The 19,980-nt window shown below is 53.0% G+C and carries 14 protein-coding genes and 1 tRNA gene; 10 read left to right on the top strand and 5 right to left on the bottom strand.

What is annotated here, in order from left to right; genetic code table 11:
• The first annotated feature begins 38 nt into the window (after window positions 1-38).
• From AC2T28_RS10695 to AC2T28_RS10675, 5 genes are all read left to right on the top strand, one after another.
• Entirely contained in the window at window positions 39-524 is a 486-nt protein-coding gene (locus AC2T28_RS10695) for a hypothetical protein (protein WP_486749531.1), read from the top strand.
• The gene (locus AC2T28_RS10690; protein WP_486748985.1) at window positions 439-2,589 is read left to right on the top strand and encodes a CHASE2 domain-containing protein; all 2,151 of its coding nucleotides are present in this window, start codon (window positions 439-441) and stop codon (window positions 2,587-2,589) included. The genes AC2T28_RS10695 and AC2T28_RS10690 overlap by 86 nt, the downstream gene beginning before the upstream one ends.
• Window positions 2,590-3,313: 724 nt before the next feature.
• The gene (locus AC2T28_RS10685) at window positions 3,314-4,162 is read left to right on the top strand and encodes a Tll0287-like domain-containing protein (protein ID WP_486748984.1); all 849 of its coding nucleotides are present in this window, start codon (window positions 3,314-3,316) and stop codon (window positions 4,160-4,162) included.
• Window positions 4,146-4,865 carry a sensor histidine kinase gene (locus tag AC2T28_RS10680; RefSeq protein ID WP_486748983.1) on the top strand — a complete coding sequence of 240 codons (720 nt, stop codon included), beginning with the start codon at window positions 4,146-4,148 and terminating at the stop codon, window positions 4,863-4,865. Before AC2T28_RS10685 ends, AC2T28_RS10680 begins: the two co-directional genes overlap by 17 nt.
• Before the next feature lie 23 nt (window positions 4,866-4,888).
• Entirely contained in the window at window positions 4,889-5,338 is a 450-nt protein-coding gene (locus AC2T28_RS10675) for a response regulator (protein ID WP_486748982.1), read from the top strand.
• 1,034 nt (window positions 5,339-6,372) lie between these two features.
• Here the strand turns inward: AC2T28_RS10675 and AC2T28_RS10670 are convergent.
• A complete protein-coding gene (locus AC2T28_RS10670; protein ID WP_486748981.1) occupies window positions 6,373-11,937 on the bottom strand; it encodes a M10 family metallopeptidase C-terminal domain-containing protein in 5,565 nt (1,854 codons plus the stop codon).
• Between the two features lie 516 nt (window positions 11,938-12,453).
• Between AC2T28_RS10670 and AC2T28_RS10665 the strand changes: the two genes are divergently transcribed.
• Window positions 12,454-13,068, top strand: coding sequence for a dimethylsulfonioproprionate lyase family protein (locus AC2T28_RS10665; RefSeq protein WP_486748980.1), 615 nt, complete (start codon window positions 12,454-12,456; stop codon window positions 13,066-13,068).
• 205 nt (window positions 13,069-13,273) lie between these two features.
• Here the strand turns inward: AC2T28_RS10665 and AC2T28_RS10660 are convergent, their stop codons facing one another.
• The 3 genes from AC2T28_RS10660 to AC2T28_RS10650 form a co-directional block, all read right to left on the bottom strand.
• Window positions 13,274-13,408: a hypothetical protein gene (locus AC2T28_RS10660; protein ID WP_486748979.1), complete on the bottom strand. Its 135-nt coding sequence runs from the start codon at window positions 13,406-13,408 to the stop codon at window positions 13,274-13,276.
• A gap of 208 nt (window positions 13,409-13,616) precedes the next feature.
• Window positions 13,617-13,691 (bottom strand) — tRNA-Asn (locus AC2T28_RS10655).
• Between the two features lie 78 nt (window positions 13,692-13,769).
• Complete coding sequence (locus tag AC2T28_RS10650) at window positions 13,770-14,687, bottom strand: MBL fold metallo-hydrolase (protein ID WP_486749513.1); 918 nt, start codon at window positions 14,685-14,687, stop codon at window positions 13,770-13,772.
• A gap of 87 nt (window positions 14,688-14,774) precedes the next feature.
• On the opposite strand from AC2T28_RS10650, the gene AC2T28_RS10645 reads away from it, so the two are divergent.
• From AC2T28_RS10645 to AC2T28_RS10630, 4 genes are all read left to right on the top strand, one after another.
• Window positions 14,775-16,094: an ATP-binding protein gene (locus AC2T28_RS10645; RefSeq protein WP_486748978.1), complete on the top strand. Its 1,320-nt coding sequence runs from the start codon at window positions 14,775-14,777 to the stop codon at window positions 16,092-16,094.
• A 131-nt stretch (window positions 16,095-16,225) separates the two neighbouring features.
• Window positions 16,226-17,020 carry a DUF2092 domain-containing protein gene (locus tag AC2T28_RS10640; RefSeq protein WP_486748977.1) on the top strand — a complete coding sequence of 265 codons (795 nt, stop codon included), beginning with the start codon at window positions 16,226-16,228 and terminating at the stop codon, window positions 17,018-17,020.
• A 500-nt stretch (window positions 17,021-17,520) separates the two neighbouring features.
• Window positions 17,521-18,255 carry a peptidoglycan-binding domain-containing protein gene (locus tag AC2T28_RS10635; RefSeq protein WP_486748976.1) on the top strand — a complete coding sequence of 245 codons (735 nt, stop codon included), beginning with the start codon at window positions 17,521-17,523 and terminating at the stop codon, window positions 18,253-18,255.
• 127 nt (window positions 18,256-18,382) lie between these two features.
• On the top strand, window positions 18,383-19,504 hold the full coding sequence (locus tag AC2T28_RS10630) for an aromatic ring-hydroxylating oxygenase subunit alpha (RefSeq protein WP_486748975.1): 1,122 nt from the start codon (window positions 18,383-18,385) through the stop codon (window positions 19,502-19,504).
• A gap of 122 nt (window positions 19,505-19,626) precedes the next feature.
• On the opposite strand, the gene AC2T28_RS10625 is transcribed toward AC2T28_RS10630, so the two are convergent.
• Window positions 19,627-19,827, bottom strand: coding sequence for a hypothetical protein (locus tag AC2T28_RS10625; protein ID WP_486748974.1), 201 nt, complete (start codon window positions 19,825-19,827; stop codon window positions 19,627-19,629).
• Between the last annotated feature and the right edge of the window lie 153 nt (window positions 19,828-19,980).

Here is a 19,980-nt window from a genome sequence, read left to right as displayed (position 1 = left end):
TGCCCCACGGCCTGAGCCAGATCCAGCTTCGACACCAGATGAACCAGATCCCCCATCGACACCAGATGAACCAGAACCAACTGAAGAGGAACGAACTGGTTTTCCCGGTCAAAGTGGCGATGACGGCCCAAGCCAAGGACGAGGTGGCGGTGTTAGCGAAGGCCAAAATGGTTTTGGCACAGGAAATGGCCAGGGCGCTGCAAAAAGAGAAGAAAATTCAAATAGCAATGGTGGAAAGGGCCGGAACAACGCTGGAGGTAAAAACCGAGGCAACGCAAATGGTCACGGAAATTCTGCGGAAAATGGAGGTAGAGGGAAGGATCGTTAGGTTTGTTTTTCAGGTTCTTACGCCGAAGCCGTGCAGAAAAAGCCCTAAAGTGGCGCAGTCGTTGGCTTCTTCGAATTGGCGGATTAATCTTAATCTGCTTGGGCGTTTATGTGCGGATCTTGGATCCATATCCTGTTATTGCCACACGCCTCATCTATTTCGACTATTTGCAACGTCTCTCCCCTCGATTGTTTGAACCAGATTTGCCGGTTCGTGTCGTCGACATTGACGAGACTTCGCTATCAATCCTTGGACAGTGGCCTTGGCCACGGACATTAGTGGCCGATATGGTTGACCAACTAAACGCCTATGGCGCAGCGAGTGTTGGTTTCGATGTTCTTTTTGCCGAACCCGATAGGTATTCTCCCGCAAGATTTGCCCAAGACCCCAATTATGCAGAACTTTTTACGCGAACAGATCAACTATCACTGCTCGACAATGATGTCAGACTTGCAAATGCGAATGCTTCGTTGCCAGTCATCCTGGGTGTCGCACTAAAACCTACCACAGACGAAAGTAACATTCAGTCTAAGGCAGGAGTCATTCAAATCGGCGACAACCCCAGTAACGGCTTGAATTGGGTAGCCGCGTGGACTTCACTGGCACCTCCACTTGCCGAAACCGCTAGTGGGATAGGCAGTATCAATGTTGCACCGGGGGATACCTTTGGCACTGTCCGTACCGTTCCCTTGCTATGGCAAGGCCCCAATGGCTTGATGCCAAGTTTCAGTCTCGAAGCGCTCCGTGTAGCGATGCAAGAACCCAACATCATACTAGAGGGGGCACATGAGGAAGAGGGAATTGTTCGGTTCATCGAGTTAGGTGGATTGGTAATTCCAACGACCGAACAAGGCGAGCTATGGGTTCGATTTCGCCATGACAACCCAGAATTATACATCTCCGCCGTCGATGTGATGAACAGTTCAAATGACGAGTGGTTGCGAAATGAGATTGAGGGAAAGATCATTTTGGTCGGCACATCTGCTGCCGGGTTGCTTGATATCCGCCAGACACCTCTTGGAGAATCCGTTCCAGGAGTATCCATACATGCTCAAGTCATCGAGCAATTGCTTCTTGGTCAATCATTGCATCGCTCAGATACGGTCGCCGGATTAGAGATCTTGTCCTATGTCGCACTTGGCCTTGTGGTAACAACCGTCATGTCTCTTGGTGGAGCTCTGATGTCTTTTGCTGCTGGAGGTGTCGCGGCAGCTTTGGTTCTGTTGGCCAGTTGGCTTGGCTTTCAACACGGTTCAATTTTGTTTGACGCAACCTTTCCTCTTGCAGGAGGAATGGTCAATTTTGCAGTCCTTTCAGGTTACCTTTATGGCGTTGCCGAACGCGACAAAAGAGTCATCCGTAGGTCACTTTCGCATTATGTCGCGCCAGGAGTGCTAGAGGAGTTAGACCGAACCGGGCAGGAATTACGCCTAGGAGGGGAATCACAAAACATTACAGTGCTCTTTTCTGACATTCGTAACTTCACACCGCTGAGCGAGCGCATTTCACCAACAGATTTGGTTGATCTTCTCAACAAATTGTTCACGTGTCTGGCCCGCGACATCCAAGCTGAAAAGGGTACGGTCGACAAGTTTATTGGCGACGCGGTCATGGCGTTTTGGAATGCACCACTCAATATCGAAAACCATCAATTGCATGCGGTGCGCGCAGCGCTTCGATTGCGATCCTCTTTGGATGATTTCAATCAAGCCTCAATGATGCAAGGGCTCCCACCCATTGAACTAGCTATCGGATGTGCTTCGGGGCAGGCCTGCGTCGGGAACATCGGTTCCGAAAGCCGTTTCAATTACACCGCGATCGGAGATGTTGTAAACGTCGCTTCACGCATCGAAAATATCTGCAGGCACGTAGAATTTGATATTGTTGTCTCCAAAACTGTGATGGAAGCAATTGGCGGTGAAATAGGGATGCTCGAAGCTGGCATCGTTGAGCTCAAGGGCAAAACCGAGCGAGAACCCATTTACATCGTCGTTGGTGGAAACGAGATCGCAAAATCTAAAGAGTTCACAAAACTTAGATCTCTTCACCAACACTTGATCAAAGATCTTTGCGACAACAAAGCTAACAGCAGCTTGGAAACGCAGATTCAATCTTTCATGGCAGTCGCGGGGCAGGTAAACTCGCGCCTTCCAAATTTCTATACAAAAATTATTGCGCGACGTGAGGATTTTTTACAGCCAGCATACAATGGGCTTAGAGCTGTAACGGTTAAAGATCCTATTCCGAACAATAGCCATTAGAGCCATTGCGGCATCGTCAAAATTACAGTGATGTGAGCTTGTTAGACGACAGACAGACGTGGCAAATTCGGCAATCCGCAAGCTGCAAGATCAGCTATCAAGCCAACTCTCAGCAGAGATAAGTGGTCGTGAGTAGATGAACAATTCCAACTAACCAAGCCCACCGGACAAATCATGTGGGCGCTGGTTGATGGCGCGGGGCAGGATGAAATCAACCTGATAGTTGGTGGTGAGGTATTTGAACTGCTGGCATGAACCCTCAATCAAAAATGGTCTATGTGGCGAAGGCCCGGTATCCGCTCTTAGTGTCGAATGCTGCACGACGCACCAAAGTCGTGAAACTGCGGATTTCTGCTGTTGGAGGTGATCGCGTCTAATGGCCGGTTCCAGCCAAAACATGACGTTCATTCACGCGCCTGGCGAAAAACCAGTTCATACTGCAACGGAATAAAACGGCCTTTCACTGTACATTGCTTAGATGTCCATACTGCGAAAAAAATTGATCGTCCTCTCGCATCATCCGAATAGGAAACCAACTTTAAACGCGGCTTAAGCCTACAGAAAGTCGCCCCTATTGTGCCAAAGAATGGCACATCGAAGGCAACAACAAAGCCTGTGTCTCATGTCTACACTTTTAACAAAAAGTTCACGACGCGCACGTATGTCGGTAAGGATGGAGCAGCACTAAAGCTGTGCCATTTTGCGCGCCGCCGCATTTGCGTCTGTGCAGACCGGATCATTTAACCGTGAGAAAGACAGAATAGATGTGAGTATTAGCCATATAGCCCGGAATAGGCTCAACAAGCTTTTTTTGGGTTATGCTCATTTCATAGCCGCTGCCGTTTTCGCCGCCGTCATGGTCGCCGGGTACTTCATCCTTTCTGGGCTCCTGGGAACCGTGATCGAGAGAACGGTTGTCAATAACGCCCAAACGGTAAGTACGGCGCTTACGGCGGTTAGAAGTCTGTACACTAGGGAAGTTGTTGAAGTTGCCCGCGCAGAAGGAATTGAGATTTCCCACCGGTTCGAGGGGAATTCCGGCGTTATACCGTTGCCAGCATCACTAACCATTGAGTTGGGGCAAACCATCGCTGCAGGGCCAACAGGGGCGTCAACGGCACTATACAGTCCTTATCCTTTTCCATGGCGCGAAGGCGCTGGTCTGAACGACAGCTTTCGCGTCGATGCTTGGGAGGCTATCTTACAAAACCCCTCCGAGCCTTTTGTACGGACTGAAATTTACAATGGCGTGGCGACAGTTCGCTACGCGACGGCTGACCTGATGCGGGAATCCTGCGTCAGTTGCCACAATACCCATCCTCAGTCGCCTAAGACTGACTGGCAGATCGGGGATGTTCGGGGGCTGCTGGAAGTCATCCAGCCAATCGGCACCATCCAGCAAAATTTTACACTGCAGGTGAAAAAAATCTTACCTGGGTTTCAGCGTATTGATAGCCCTGGGCGCTCTAGGGATGATTACCGTCTTTCTCGCATATCGAAAACGGATCGCAGAAAACTCGGTCCATTTGACCCGGCTCGAAGACAACAACGCCAACTTGACGGTTCTAAATGACGAACTGCAACAGTTTGCTTATCGCACCTCTCATGATCTCAAGGCGCAGTTGCTCTCAATAAAAGGGCTGTCGCAGTACATCATTGACGATTTCGACGATGGCGATTTAGACGAAGCCAGAGAAAATGTTGCAAAGGTTGGCAAGTTGTCTGAAAATCTCGAGGGCACGATCAACGGTATGCTCAACCTTACGAAGGCCGAGTATATGAACAGCGAAGCCGAGATTGTCCATTTTGAAGAGCTGACCACCAGTGTCATTGATAACCTACAGGGGCTGATCGAAGAGAGCGGAGTTGTAGTTTCAAAAGATTTCAACCACGCATGGAACCCCCACAGCAACGAAGTCAGACTTAAGCAAGTACTAGAAAACCTAATTTCGAACGGCATAAAATATGCATGTAAGACACAGGAATTTCCCAGTGTGACCGTGTTGACTAAAACAACTGAGACCCATTTTGTCATTACAATCCAGGACAATGGTATTGGTATACCTGCAGACAAAAAGGCGGATGTGTTTTCAATGTTTTCAATGTTTTCAATGTTTTCACGGTTTCATCCAACGCAATCTTCTGGCAGTGGCCTCGGTCTCTACTTGGTCAAAAAGCATGTTGATGCTCTTGGCGGCAAAATCGATTTCAATTCGGGCAACGGTACGGAATTCATAATCGAACTTCCGGATGCTGGCCCCAGAGGACAAGGCTAACAGCCATACAGGAGACTATTCGCATGCTACAATCATTGCTTGTAATTGATGACAGCGAAATGGATCAATACATTGTCAAGAGGGCGCTGAAGAAATGGGGGTTTGGCGGTCCTATGTTTCAGGAACGCGACGGCCAAGGTGGCTTGGATTTTTTGAAAGGCCACAGCGAAAACCCAACCGCATGGGAGGATGGTTTCCCGCCAACTGTTATCCTGCTTGATATCAACATGCCTAGAATGGGTGGGTTCGAGTTTCTAGAGGAGTTCCAAAAGTTATTGGAATCTAATGAGAATTTGAGCTCGTCGGTCATCATGATGTTCTCATCCTCCGAGTTGCCGGCCGACAAGGAGCGGGCTTTGAAATACCCATTTGTGCAAGGCTACATCAGCAAACCGCTGACCAAGGAAGACATCCAGAATATTGTGGATTCGCTGGCTGACCCTAAACCGCAAACCGTTCAAACGTCCGGTTAGGGTTTGTTCGGCCAGTTGGAGGCGCGCGGGCGAACCCAACCTCGCAGAGCCTGCCTCCTGCGGCGGTTTTGACCGGTCGCCGCACACATGCTAGGAAACGCTCTGCAGGTGTTGTGAAATGGAGCATTTTCCAGCTCGACACCGAGGTATCTGTCGGTGCTGCCCATCTTTGTATGACCAAGCAAAAGCTGAACGGCACGTAGTTGGCCGCGACCCAGAAAGAATTTTAACATCGAGAGAAAATGGGGGATACCCAATCAACGGCACCAACAGGAAACAACGCCTCCGAGGTATGCCACCATTGCCCGGCACGAGATGAAATGTAAATGTTTGCGCGCCGCATTGAGCATGACATGCGTTCCCAGCTTCGTGTTTTCCAGATCCTGTCTGAGTGGAGTCTTGAATAATTTGAAACGGCCAGCTCCCACATCCCAGCTGAAGTTGGCGAGTATCTGAAAATGATCAAAAGCAAAGCTAACCAAATGGATGGTCTGCCAACTGGGTGCTGGAATACGCTTTGGTCGCAAGTCCGGACGTAGAGGCCAAGAGTGTTGATCCGGATGCAGAGGTAAGGGCGCTGGCCCAAGATGTCTTACAAACGGGAACTTATGAGATCGAGACTGACACAGTTTTTACAGGGGCTAAAGGTTGTTCAAGAATTTTTCGCGTTCCCTTCCAACACCTGCTTTCCAACGCAGTCCGGCATCATAGCCAAGGGACGGCCTATATTCGCATCATAGGGCAACTGGATCATAGCTTGGCAGTTTTCAGATCGAAGATAACGGGTCCGGTATCGAGAAGAAATTTCATCAAAGCATTTTGAGCCCTTTATCGCTTTGAAACCACGGGACGAGGTCGAAGGAAGTGGCTTGGGACTGGCGATTGCCAAAAAATAAACAAGTGGTGGGGTGGCGTTATATCAGTACGCTCGGACCCTGGAAAAAGCGGCGGTTTTTCATTTGAACTTCCCAGTAGAAATTTCCGCCATATCCTATGGATCAGTCCATCACTTCAATTGATTTTCTCGTTCAATGTTAAGCCGTCAGGTCAAACACATCCCCGCCAATCTTCAGGTTGATCTCATCCTGACCGCCGCCATCGACCAGCGCCCAGATGATCTGACCGGTGGGTTTGTAGATCACAAAGGCCTCGATCACATCATCCTCGCCCGATCGTTCGCCCGCATCATTTGCGGTATGGGCCAGGTTGATCTGGAAGTCATCGGCGCTGACTGAAGTGTCACCAAACAACAGCACATCGCCCTCGGCGGCATTGTACTCTTGGACCCAGTCCGAGCCATGGTCGGCAATACCCAGATGATAGAACCTATCGGCGCCCGCGCCGCCATTGATGCGGTCATGACCAAAGCCGCCGTTGACAAAATCATCGCCATCGCCACCAAACACCAAGTCTGACAGAGCGGAGCCGGTGATTATATCATTGCCTTCCTGGCCCTGCAGCTCGTCGGCGCCAAAGCCACCGGCAATATGGTCATCCCCCTCTTGGCCAAAGATCAGGTCATTGCCATAGCCGCCATCGATACTATCGTTGCCCACGCCCGCATACACGACGTCGCGCAGGTCAGCGTCTGTTTCTCCGCCTAGGATGGAATCATCGCCGTCGCCGCCATTCAACGTATCATTGCCGTCGCCTCCAAGCAGGCTGTCATTGCCTTCGTTTCCAACCAGACGGTCATTGCCATCCAAACCGCTGATGGTGTCATTACCTTCCTCTCCTCGTAGAACATCTGCATCGGGTGTGCCGACAAGCGTCAAATGGCGTGGTTCGATGAGCGCCGTTTCAGCACTGCTGACGTTTTCAGCGGTGCCTTGGTTGTCAGTGAAGCTGAACCTTACGGACAGGCGTGCGCCGATGTCATCTACAGTCAGAGTATAGCTGGCGCTGGTCGCGCCTGATAAGGGAGTGCCGTCGCGCAGCCATTGATAAGCCAGGGTGCTGGCGTCAATTCCATCTGGGTCTGAAACTCCGGAGCCGTTTGCAATCAAAGCCTCGCCCCGGGTTGGCGTTCCGCTGATCGTCACTGCTCCGGACGGTAAATCGTTCGTGTTTTCAATAGCTGCCGTGGCGTCACTAGTCAGGTGGACGTCCTCAAACAACCCGCCCAGGAATACAGCGCGCGCTGTAATCGTTTCATCTACATCGTCTTGGGTGAGTGTATAACTGTCTGAGTTAGCACCGGAAATCAAGGACCCAGACCGGAGCCATTGGTAGGTCAAAGTGCCTATGTCATCCGGGTTGATCAATGGACCAACCGTTGCAGTCAGGGTTTCACCCTGCGTTTCGGTTCCGGTAATTGTAACTGGGCCAGCAGACGCCAGACTGCTATCGGCGAAAGTCAGGAACCCGAGGCTGTATTCCAGCCCGGACAGGGTCCATATGAAATCGAGCCCATTGGTCACTGCTTCTGATGTGATCTGCGCGATTTCACCTGCAGAAAAGGCGCTGAAATCCAGCCGGTCGATGCCAAACTGAAAGTCAGAAAACTCGTCTCCCATTGTGATGGCAAACTGCTCACGAGAAACGACAAAGGTATCACTGCCTTCTCCCCCGAATTGGGTATCTTCGCCAATTCCCCCGGACAGAATATTGCTCCCTTCGTTGCCGGTAAGAGTATTGCCCAGCGAATTGCCCGTTGCGTCGGTATCTCCTGTGCCGGTTAGGGTCAGGTTTTCAACATGAGCGCTTAGGGTGCGGCTGACACTGGATTCAACGGTGTCGATGCCTTCATCTTCGTTTTCCGTGACAGTGTCACCGGCGTTATCAACAATATACTGATCGTCATCAGTACCGCCGGCCATGCTGTCTGCACCGGTACCGCCGTCCAGTGTGTCGTCCCCAGCCAAACCCGTCAGCGTGTCGTTTCCTCCCAAACCCTCCAGAAGATTGGAACCATTGTTCCCGACAATTGTGTTGGCCAACTCATTGCCAACCCCATTCAGATCATCCCCCCCAAGCAGGACGAGGTTTTCGACAAATGCACCAAGCGTGAAGGATACCTCAGAATTGATCGTATCATTTCCCTCGCTTGCAGCCTCGGTTACTGTTGTTCCGGCATTGCCAACGACATACAGATCATCCCCGGCATGGCCGGTCATACTGTCAGCCCCAGCACCACCTCCGTCGTCAAGCGTGTTGGCTCCGTCATTTCCGATAATCTCTTGCGACAGCTCATTGCCGGTCAATGCCAACGCGGTTGTCGCCGCACGATCTGCAGCCTTCAGAACTTCGATGTCGTTGTCGGTGGCCAGTGCAAAATCAACCGTCGTATGCACCTGATCGTCGGTTCCCTCACCTGCCAGCTCGGAAATGCTCGTCCCAACTGCATTGACCAGATAGGTGTCGTTGCCTGCATAGCCGGTCAACAGATCCAGGTTTGCACCACCGCCATCGTCGAGCCGGTTGGCGCCAGCATTGCCGTAGATCAGCTGTGACAGCTCATTACCGGTCAAATCAATAGCGGTCGTCCCAGCGGCATCATTGGTGCGCAGTTCCTCAATGCTAAGGCCCGCTGTCAAAGAATAGCTAAGACTGGTTTCAATGGCGTCGGCATTCCCTTCACCGTCCACTTCTTCGATAACGGTTGTGAGATCATCAACCCGGTAGAGGTCATTTCCTATCCCTCCGGCCAGGGTGTCTGTACCGCCGCCGCCATCGAGGATATTGGCTCCTGCGTTGCCCTCTATCCGTTGGTCTCCGGCATTCCCCTCCAGGATCAGCCCCGAGGAGCCCGTGGGGGTAATTGTGCGCAAGATCTCGATCTCTTGTCCCGCGCCCAAGGTGTAATTGATGCTGGTCTCAATGACATCCAGCACGCCTTGCCCTGCAGTTTCGTTCACTGTGTCGCCGGTGTTGTCCACTCTGAAAACGTCATTGCCAAGACCACCCGTCATTGTGTCGGCACCGGTACCGCCGTCAAGGGTATCGTTGCCGTCATTGCCTTCCAGGAGGTCATCTCCGCCAAAGCCACTCATGTTATCGTGCTGCGAGCTGCCGTAGAACCTGTTGGCAACCCCGGTGCCGAACACAACAATCAGATCCTGATCATTGTAAGTGTCATTGTTCCATGTCTGGAAGGTAAAGCCCGTCATATCGACGTCTGGTACCGTTAGCGCATCAATGCGCAGCGTGTCATCGCGGTCATCGCCAAGGTTGCCGTCAACCAACAGGGCATCGAGAAATGCTGCGTCCCCAAGCAATTGATCAGTGCTGACAATCACCATTGAATCTCCGGCCGGGCCGTTGGAGTCAAACTCAATTTCACCGATGTTGGTAAAGGTGACATCCCTTAGGTCAGATGTGCCACTACCGGAAATCAGAACCTTATTTGCACCCTGACCGCCATTGGCGATTTCACCAACTGCGCCATTTTGCCCATCACTATAGCGGAAACTGTCATTACCGGAGCCACCGATCATCTGATCAACACCAGCGCCACCTTCCATGGTGTCATTGCCGCCATTGCCAAGGATGATGTCATCAACAGCAGAGCCGATCATGATTTCGGTGTCCGTGTCCCCGGTTATCGTGGTCCCATCTCCCGGTTGATCAAACCCGGAAAACCCCATACCCGACAGATCAAGCAAAGTTTGGCTAGACATCCGCACGTTAAAATACACGGTCTCCCCGACGTGGGCAGATGCGCTCACATCAAGCAACGGACTTATTTGTGCCGCCAGGAAATAGGCACGACCTGGCCCTGCAAATGATAGTGCTTCGTTGTTGAAAAAAGCTGATGTTTCAAAGTCAAAAGTCGAAGAGGAGCTCAGCCCAAACAGTTGTACTATGTCGTAATCAGCGCCACCGTCATAATAATCGCCCACTGTAGGGTCCAATGGATCGATTTGAATATAGTCGTTTCCGGCCCCTCCCAAAATTCGGTCTGTTCCGCTACGTCCTCCCAAAATGTCGCTGCCGCCCATCCCACTAAGGGTATCGTTGCCAGCTTCGCCGTTGATCGTGTTGCCGCTGTCGTTTCCGGTGATACTATCGTTACCGGCGTCACCATATGCGTTTTCGATCACAACACCATTGGCGATAGTATAACCGCCATAGATGCCATCCACGTGGGATATCCAGCCACCACCGCCTTCTTCATACAGCAAAGTTGCGGCGCGCAGGTCGATTGTTGCACCAGTTGACCCAAACACCTGAATGTAATCAGTACCGCCTGCGTCCCAGATTGTTGTGAAACCGGTTCCTTCGTCATTTGTGGTATCGAGAATATAACCGTCGTTACCCGTTGCGACAGTCATGTCTGCGCCATAGCGGGACTGCAGAATGCCCAAATCCAGCGCCGATGGACCCAGAGCAAAACCATAATTCACAGCGCCCGCAGTGCCGGTCGTGTCATCCCCTTCGTCAATGTCACCCTGATAGTTGTAGCCCATGATGGTATAGGCACCTTGGTTCAACCCATAGTCGCCATAGTCCCCCCTGTTTGAGGTCACCCCATCCATGGTGTCAGACGTGCCGCCTCCCTGATGCGCGTGGGCTAGGCCAAGTGCATGACCAAACTCATGGATCAGCGTGTGATATGCGCCATTTCCGGGATCCCAGTCGTTGGTATAGAAACCATTTGTAAGATAGCTGGTGGAATAAAGGTTCCACGCGCCGACACCCGCGCTTTGTAGTCCTGCGGGATTGAAATAGCCCGATGAATTGTCATTTTGGTTATAGGTGATCAGGAACATATTGGCGGCCCCGGCTGTCAGCGACCGGGAGGCTGTCAAATTAACGCCGCTGACCATCGATTGCAGCGCGTGCATGGTGTCGTCAATTTGCTGCTGGGTGAAGCCGAGCGAGGCCTTGCCATCGTAAATTTCCCCGGCGCCAGCAAAATAAACGTTCACCGTCGTGTCATAAAAACTGCTGCCCCAGTCCAGACTGTCACGGGGGCGCTCTACGGTCTCATCTTCCACGATCAGGGTGTATTCACCTGTTAATGATCCAACCGCCGAGGCCTGAACATAAAGAGTAGTATCGGTGGCGACGGTGAACCTCACATAGGAATTCAGATAGGTTGTCACATTGTTGTAAATAGAATCGTCGTTTTCTATCAGCAAGTTGGTGAGCCCGGCATCGGTAAAGACCCGCAAATAAGAGTCGGTCAGAGAGTTCCGGTTGCCCGAACTATTGCCAAACAGGTTAATGGTATAAGTTTTTCCCGCTTCAACAGCCAGTGTATATTCGTCAAGTTCACCGCTGGTGCTGATCTCTCCGTTGGTATAGCCACCAATCCCCAACGCCCCAACAAGCCCGCCAGAGTCTCCTGCTGTCTGGGTAGATGTGGTGTCGGTCGCCGATTGACCTGAAACCTGGTCGCTATCAAACGCAGTGCCAAACATGTCTGAATGCATAGGGCTGGCAATAACTTCGTTTTGAAAAGCCCCACCAATCCCTGCGAAACCCGATCCCAGTTGCCCATTATGTGAATTGGGGGCTGTCAGGTTTGGTAGTTCCCAGTACTGCAGGGAACCCGTGCCATACTGAGGCAAAAAATTGGCTGTGGCGCCCGACGTGTTATATTGAAAAATAGTCCAGTCAGACGCTACGACGCGCCGGTCCCATCCATAAGCCATTTTCAACTACCTCAGCTAAAGAAACTGGGTAAGACAGCGCAGCCCCGAAAACTCCGGAGGAGTGGCCATGCAGAGTTACCACTCTGGCCGACGGATCGGGCCCAGTTCCCTGATGCGGCCGACATCTCCCGTAAATAGAGCGCAAAGAGCCAATGTCACGTTTTGATTTTCCAAAGCATCAGTCGACGATTTCTGACGCTCATTGCAACTTAATAAACGAAAAGAATAGTCGAAACGAACCTTTGCTGCGCAGAACAACAAGCTCGGCAATGGGCCGTAAAGAGGCTCCCGAAAACGTAGTCCTTACCAAAATTGAACAACAAAAAGTGCGAACCTGAGTTCTTCAGGAGTGGATTCAGTCAGTTTTTTCCATAGCTCGGCACAATGTTGGGTACCCAAGCCCGCATAATTCAAAAATTCCCGACAGCATAATTGCGACCAGAACCGGTCGCGTTGATCGCAGATCGATGGACGAGAATCGATCGAGATTGACACATCTTTCAGAGGGTATGGGCGATGGTTCAGAATAATCATTTTCAAGATATGCTTGAGGCAATCTCAAGGGTCTACGAGGCCGAGACCGACCCACAGGGGCCTCATACGGCAAATACACTTATAGTTACACCGTCCCCTGTGACCTTTGATCCGCTACCACCTTGCTTTCTAGATCAGGGCATTCGCACGGTCATGGCTAGCAGTAACCACCCGACAGCAGGAGCAGTTCTGAAAGCACAGAACCTGCTGCCCCGGGGATCAAACCCCGTCGAAGATAATACTGAAAGAAGTATTGCTTCGATGATTAGCGTAGCAAGCCTATTGGGGCCAGAAGGGCCGATTCCAGCACCGGATGTGAGGTTGGGGTTGGTTTATATGAGGCCGGAAAGCTTTTACCCACTGCATCTTCATGACGCTGACGAGACCTATTCCATTATTGCGGGACAAGCGCTGTGGACAGCCGGAGACGATATCCGGACGCGGGGGGCAGGTGATATGATCCACCACCCCAGCTTGATGCCTCATGCCTTTCGAACCGGGCCTGAAGGGTTCCTCGCAGTCTGGCGCTGGAGCGGGGACATCAACACACATTCCTATGCATTCACAGAAGATCCGGCGACCGAATTGCTGGCCTGAGCAACCGTCGCTTGATCCAAGTTTACGTCTATCAACACCTAACCGCAAAAGTCATGGGATGCTGCAGGTTGCACTGTCGTCCGTAATGGTAAGCTGCATTTGCAGCATTTAGCGCTGTCACCGATGTCAGGTCTGGACTGTACGCGTCAGTGGGGTTGCTTCGATCATACCCGACGAAACTCGTTCGGTCATGAGGACCGTCGTGTTAGAATGGAAATGGGGTGTCTACTGGGCCAGGCTTGGTGATGCCCGCGGAGACCAGCCAGCCATTGAATAAAGACAGGAAGTGGTCGAGAAGCATGGCCACAACACTTTGGCCAACCCGAAGTATCTCAGACATTTCCGAAGGATGGGTTAAGCCACGCGCTACCGATGCAAATAGCGAAGTGTGTCAGGCATCATCTTTGCGGCAAATAGAGAGGAAACGGGCTAAGTACTGATCCAAATTCTACTATATGATAACAGGCAAACGGTGCCCTAGGGCTTCGTCTGCCAAATGCCCAATTAACCAAAAAAGCCACCAAGCTATTGGGCTTAGTGACTTATTATGGCTCCGGCGGTAGGGATCGAACCTACGACCAATTGATTAACAGTCAACTGCTCTACCGCTGAGCTACGCCGGAACGGTTTGTGTCGTATAGCGCCGGTGAATTGGGCCGTCCAGAGGGGAAATGTGATATTTCTGAAAATAATTTGTCTGTTTAGTCGCGAAGCCTGAAACTGGCGGTGGCTGATAAATCTCCAATTGCGGAGATCTGTGATTTTCCTATGAGATCAACCAGATGCGCAAATATGTTACGCTCGGCTGCTGGGAGCAAGGCAGGGGGCGTTGTGATATAAATTGCCTGGCTCAGGGTCTGTGCTGTAGCAGGTCCACTCTCCAACTCCTTTAGAATTGCTGCTTCGCGGGATTGACGGTGCGCAATCAGCCAGTCCAGGCGTTCCATCGGCTCAAAAACCGGGGCGCCGTGGCCGGGGTGGAAGACGCGCCACTGACGTTGGCGCAAGCGATGGCAGGAGGCCATGAAATCACTCAGATCCCCGTCTGGAGGCGAGACGAGGGAGCTGGCCCATCCCATCACATGATCCGCGGTAAAACAGGCATCGTTCCATGCCAAGGCAATGTGGTTGCCCAGATGGCCCGGGGTGTGAATGACCTCTAGCGTCCAGTCGCTGCTGGAAATGATGTCACCATCGGCGACGAAGATGTCGGGAGAGAAATCAGCATCAATACCTTCGCCACCCCCAGCCAGCCCTGCCGCCGCAAGCTCGGCCATCACTGAACTGCGGCCTGCCTTGGCATCTCCAAAGGCAAATACTGGTGCCCCGGTGCGCAGGCTCAGCTCGGCAGCCAAAGGGGAGTGATCCAGATGACTGTGGGTGACAACGATATGGGTGATGGTCTGCCCCGGCTTAACCGCCGCCAAAATCGCGTTGAGATGGTCTGGTAGGGCGGGGCCGGGATCAATGACAGCCAAGGATTTTTTTTGCCCCAGCACATAGGTATTGGTACCGCGATAGGTCATTGGCGACGGGTTTGCAGCCAATATTCGGCGCAATCCGGGTTCCAATTCTACTGCGTCTCCCGGGATCGGGTTGAAATTATCTGGAGCCTGCATCATGCTGCCTCGGTCATTTGCTATTCATTTCAAACCCCTGCAAGTTCTGTGTTTCACAACCCTGCTGGTGCGCTATAGGCTTAACCCATGTTCTTCCGTTGGCTCAAACACTATATGCCGCGCAGCCTGTATGGTCGGGCGGCCCTGATCATGATGTTGCCTGTCGTGGTCCTGCAATTGGTGGTGTCCGTGGCCTTTATTCAGCGCCACTTGCAGGACATAACGGTGCAAATGACCCTTACCGTGTTGCGCGAACTAGAAATGATTGCAGTTCTCGCGGCAGATTCGCCAACTCAAGAAAAAATGCTGGAGCAAACAGCTCCTTTGCTGGCTCCACTACGGATGCGGGCACGCTTTCTGGATGAAGAAGAACTCCCGGTTTATGACATTCTGGCCTGGAACGAGTTCTCCGGTCGTATCGTGCGCGACACCCTGCGCAGCAACTTCCCTTCGGTTCTGGCGGTGCAATTTCCCGACAAAAGACTGGTTCGCTTGGTGTTTCGAAACAAGCTGGGACCTTTGGAAATCAGCTTTGACCGTCGGCGTGTTACCGCAGCAGCCCCGCATCAACTGCTTGTGACAATGCTGTTCTTTGGGATTTTCATGACCGGAATTTCGGTTCTTTACATGCGCAATCAGCTGCGACCCATCAAACGGCTGGCAGATGCAGCTCAGGCCTTTGGCCGTGGGCGCAACGTGACGTACCGACCCGGAGGGGCCACCGAAGTGCGCGCGGCTGGTAGCGCCTTTCTGGACATGCGCGCCCGAATTGAACGACAGATTGAACAGCGCACAATCATGTTGTCGGGCGTTAGTCATGATCTGCGTACACCGCTGACGCGTATGAAACTTGGGCTGGCGATGCTGGACGAAGAGGACGCCGAGCCGCTGTTGCGCGATGTCTCCGAAATGCAGCAGCTTTTGGATGCGTTCCTTGATTTTTCGCGCGGCGTTTCAACCAGCTCACCTGAACTGACTGACCCAATGGCCCTGGTGCAGGACATCGTTGAGAACTGGCGCCGCGAAGGCAAAGACGTGATGCTGGGAGAATTAAGCGGGGCCGGACCAATGACGCTGCGTTCTGTTGCGCTGCGCCGCGCTGTCGAGAATTTGGTTTCCAACGCCCTTAGATATGGCACGCGCGCACGTGTTTCCGTCACCCTGACCGACCGGTCGTTGCGTGTTCGGGTTGAAGACGATGGGCCCGGCATTCCACATGATCAACGGGGAGAGGCCATTCGCGCCTTTACCCGTCTCGATCCAGCGCGAAATCAGGATTTGGGGTCGGGCGTTGGACTGGGGCTTGCCATTGTTGCCGACGTTGCCCGCGCCCATGGGGGCGCCTTGCGATTGGGAAAAAGTGATGATCTAGGCGGTCTGCAAGCCGATATCGTTGTCGGGCGATAGCCCCACAAACCGGTCGCATTACGCGGCTTCGCGCCGAGATAAACAAATTTATTGTGATTTTCTGCGGTACTTGTACCCTTGCCCTGTGTTTCGATTTGATTTTCCAACGGGTTTTCAGCGGTGGTTTGCTAATGCGTCTGTTATTACTGGGTTCAACGGTATTGATAACTGGGATATCGCAATGGGGGGCCGCAACTGCGCAATCGAGCCCTGAAACAGCTCGAGCCTCTGCTTCAATCGACCCTCAAGCCGCCGAAATCCTGACCGCAGCAACAAGCTTCCTGTCCGAGCAGGATACCCTGTCTATGGATTGGTTTGTGTCCTTCGATGTGGTTGTCGATGGGCGTGAGAAAATCACCTATATGCGCAGCGGCGCTAATTTGCTGCAACGCGGTGTTGGGTTTTATGGCTATAGCGAGTTTGGCGACGAAACCCGCGAATTCTTCTTTGATGGCGCTCAGTTCAGCATTTTGGATGTAGAAGAGAACGCCTATGTCTCGGCCCCGTTCATGGGTGATTTCGATGAACTGGCAAACAAGATTGGCGATACCTATGACATCCGTTTGCCAATCTGGCAGGTGATGAGCAGCCACCCTCGTGTGGAACTGCTTGATCGAGCGGAATCGGCGGCCTATTTGGGAACGACGCGAATTGCTGGTCACACTGCGCACCACTTGGCGTTTTCTGACTATGAAACAGATTGGCAGATCTGGGTGGCCGCTGATCCCGAGCAGCCGGAATTGTTGATGTTGGTTGGCACCGATCCCTATACGCAGGGTTGGCCGCAATATCGCGCTTACTTCACCAACTGGAACTTTAGCCCCGAAATACCGCCCGATGCGTTTGTCTATGAGCCGGATGAAGACGCCGAGCTTATGGCCTGGCCAAAACCCGGCGAAGTTGACTTGCAAAGGGAGGGAAACTGATGCGCCAGCTCTTCCTAGGGGTACTTGTCTTTGCATTGTCTGTTGGTACATCACCGCAAAGTGTCATGCGCTTATCGCCCACGACTGATACCGCAGATGCCCGCAGTTTACGTGGTGGAGGAGGGGGTGCCAGAGCCGGAGGTGGTGGGAACCGCGGTGGGTTCTCAACCGCGCCCAGAACCCGTCCGTCTGGTGCGCGCACACGTCCGTCGACCGGAACCCGGCCTGCCACGCGACCGGCAACCAAACCCGCAGCCCGGCCCAGTACAAGGCCTGTAGCGCCTCCCGCAGCAAAGCCTGTGACCCGGCCTGCAAGACCACCTGCAGCAAAGCCAAGCCGCCCAGCGGCGGGGCAACGTCCTTCTACACGTCCTACACCAGGCGTGCGGCCACCCGGTGCGCGACCTCCCGGAACACGCCCACCGGGAACACGTCCGCCCGGCACCCGACCGCCTGGGGCTAGACCACCTGGAACACGGCCACCTGGAACACGACCACCAGTGGGAAGTCGCCCGCCGGGATACCGCCCGCCTGGCTATCGGCCTCCGGGATACCGGCCACCAGCCTATCGTCCGCCCTATTACCGGCCCCCGTACTACAGGCCACCACACTATCACTACGGCCCTTATTACTATAATCCGGCCTGGGGATGGTTCTTCACGGCGGCCATTGTTGGGTCGACGCTGGTTTACACAACCTCGCTGCCGTCAGATCAGGACTGCGAGAAGGTCGTTGACGACGGCGAAACCCTCTATGCCTGTGATGGCGTGCTGTATCGCTCAACCTTTTATGAAGACGAAAAGGTCTACGAAATCGTCTCGGACCCAGCACCTGAACAGGGACAGCAAGCCTCTGTTGTTGGCATGGCGCTAACTGATCCGCTTACGCGTGGTGAGTTGGTACGTGAGCTACAGAACCGATTGGTTGGTGCCGGCTACGATGTTGGCGGTGTAGATGGTGTTTATGGTGGTGGTACTGAAACCGCAGTGATGTGGTTGCAGTATGACAATGGGCTTGAATCTACCGGGGCCATTGATCCGCCAACCGCTCAGCTCTTGGGATATGATGTACCCGGCGCAGCAGCTCCGTCAGGGGCACCGCCACCAACTGAACCGGCGACCCCAGCCCAACCTGAAGCCGCGCCAAGCACCGATCAGGCCGCGCCCGAGGAAGCGGCGACAGAGCCGCCCCCCGCTGCAGGCGCCGACGATCAAGCCGCAGAACCTCAGAACTAGAACTAGAACACCGCCCCCGGGGGCGGTGTTTTCCGTTTGCCCGGGTGAACCAGCCCGATATTGAACGCTTGCTCGATAGCCAGAAATCGCCCACAGTTTCCAACGCAACCAGGTGTTGGAGAACCCAATGGACGCCAGGCAAGAGCTCAGTAAAAATGTTTCAGTCCCCTTTGAACAGGCCAGGGCAATGCCGCCTTCGGTTTATACGTCACAGGCGTTTCTTGAGCAGGAGTTAAAAACAATATTCCGCCAAGAATGGCTGTGTGCGGGTCGAGCAAGCACCTTGCCCAATCCCGGCGACTACACCACCATGGAGATCGCCGGTGAGCCGATCATGATCCTGCGCGACCGGGATGGTGTCCTGCGTGCGCAATCCAATGTCTGTCGGCACCGCATGTCCACCCTGCTCGAAGGGCGCGGCAACGTGAAATCCATCGTCTGCCCCTATCATGCCTGGACCTACAATCTGGATGGCTCGCTGCGTGGGGCGCCTGCAATGATGCACAATACGGCCTTCTGCAAATCCGACATCAAGCTGCCCAGCATCCGGTGCGAAGACTGGAAGGGCTGGATTATGGTCACCTTGAACCCGAATGCGGCGCCAGTTGCCGAAGGTTTGGCAGACTTAGACGCCCTGGTTGGTCGATATAGCATGGAAAACTATGTCGAAAGTTTCCAAGAAACTCACCGCTGGAATACCAACTGGAAGGTTCTGGCCGAGAACTTCATGGAAAGCTACCACCTGCCGGTCTGCCATGGCCCGACCATTGGCAGTACCGTCGATCTGGCACGCATGACATGCCCGCCGGGCCAGCCCGCCTTTAACTACCATTGGATCATGAAAGACGATTCAATGCCGCTGACCCTGGCTCATCCCAACAATACCCACCTGACAGGGGAAGACCGCAACAAGACCTACCTCTTGTCGATCTATCCAGCGCTCTTGATCACCCTGACACCGGGATATTTCTGGTATCTGTCCCTGCACCCCGATGGTCCGGATCATGTGAACATTCTCTACGGCGGTGGTTTAGCGCCCGAGTTTCGCGACGACCCAGAAGCCAAAAATCACTTTGCAGCACTGAAAACCCTGCTGGATGAAGTGAACGAAGAAGACCGCGGCTGCACCGAGAAAGTCTATCGGGGCCTGTGTTCGGACCAAGCCGAATCAGGCCCTTTGTCCCATTTGGAGCGCCCAAATTTCGAGTTTGCCCAATACGTAAACGCGCGGGTTCAGCAGGGAGATTAGAGGTTTCGCTCAGTGTCGGGGCTAGTGGCCTTTGTGAGTATTCTACTCCCACAAAGGAACCATTGCCGGCTATGCGGACGAAGCTGTCGTTCGCTGCGGTTGAACAAACGGCTGCTTTTGTTTCAACCTACGCCGCCGTCCGCCATACCATTGCCCTTGCTGCGTGCAATATGTTTAGGGTCGTAACCGGCTCCTGGAGTGTGTGGCCCGTGAACTTTTGGGGGATTGTTTTTCTTTTGCTTTCTGTAAGTAAGTAAAAAGGCGACGATCAGGCTAATAACCACGACCGTCAGGAGGATCAGGACTATCTGGTTGGCTGTCATGCAAAGTTCCAAACTACTACTTTAGGTTTATTCTCATACTCATATCTGAACTTGGTGAGGAATGCAGCCTTCGCTACTTTGGGCTTATTCTGTTGAAAAACTCTTGTTGATTTAGGGATGTCTGACTGATTCAATTTCCTTATTGATATGAGA

The sequence above is a fragment of the Parasedimentitalea nitratireducens genome, from assembly GCF_057444295.1.
This window is presented reverse-complemented; position numbering and strand designations above follow the sequence as displayed.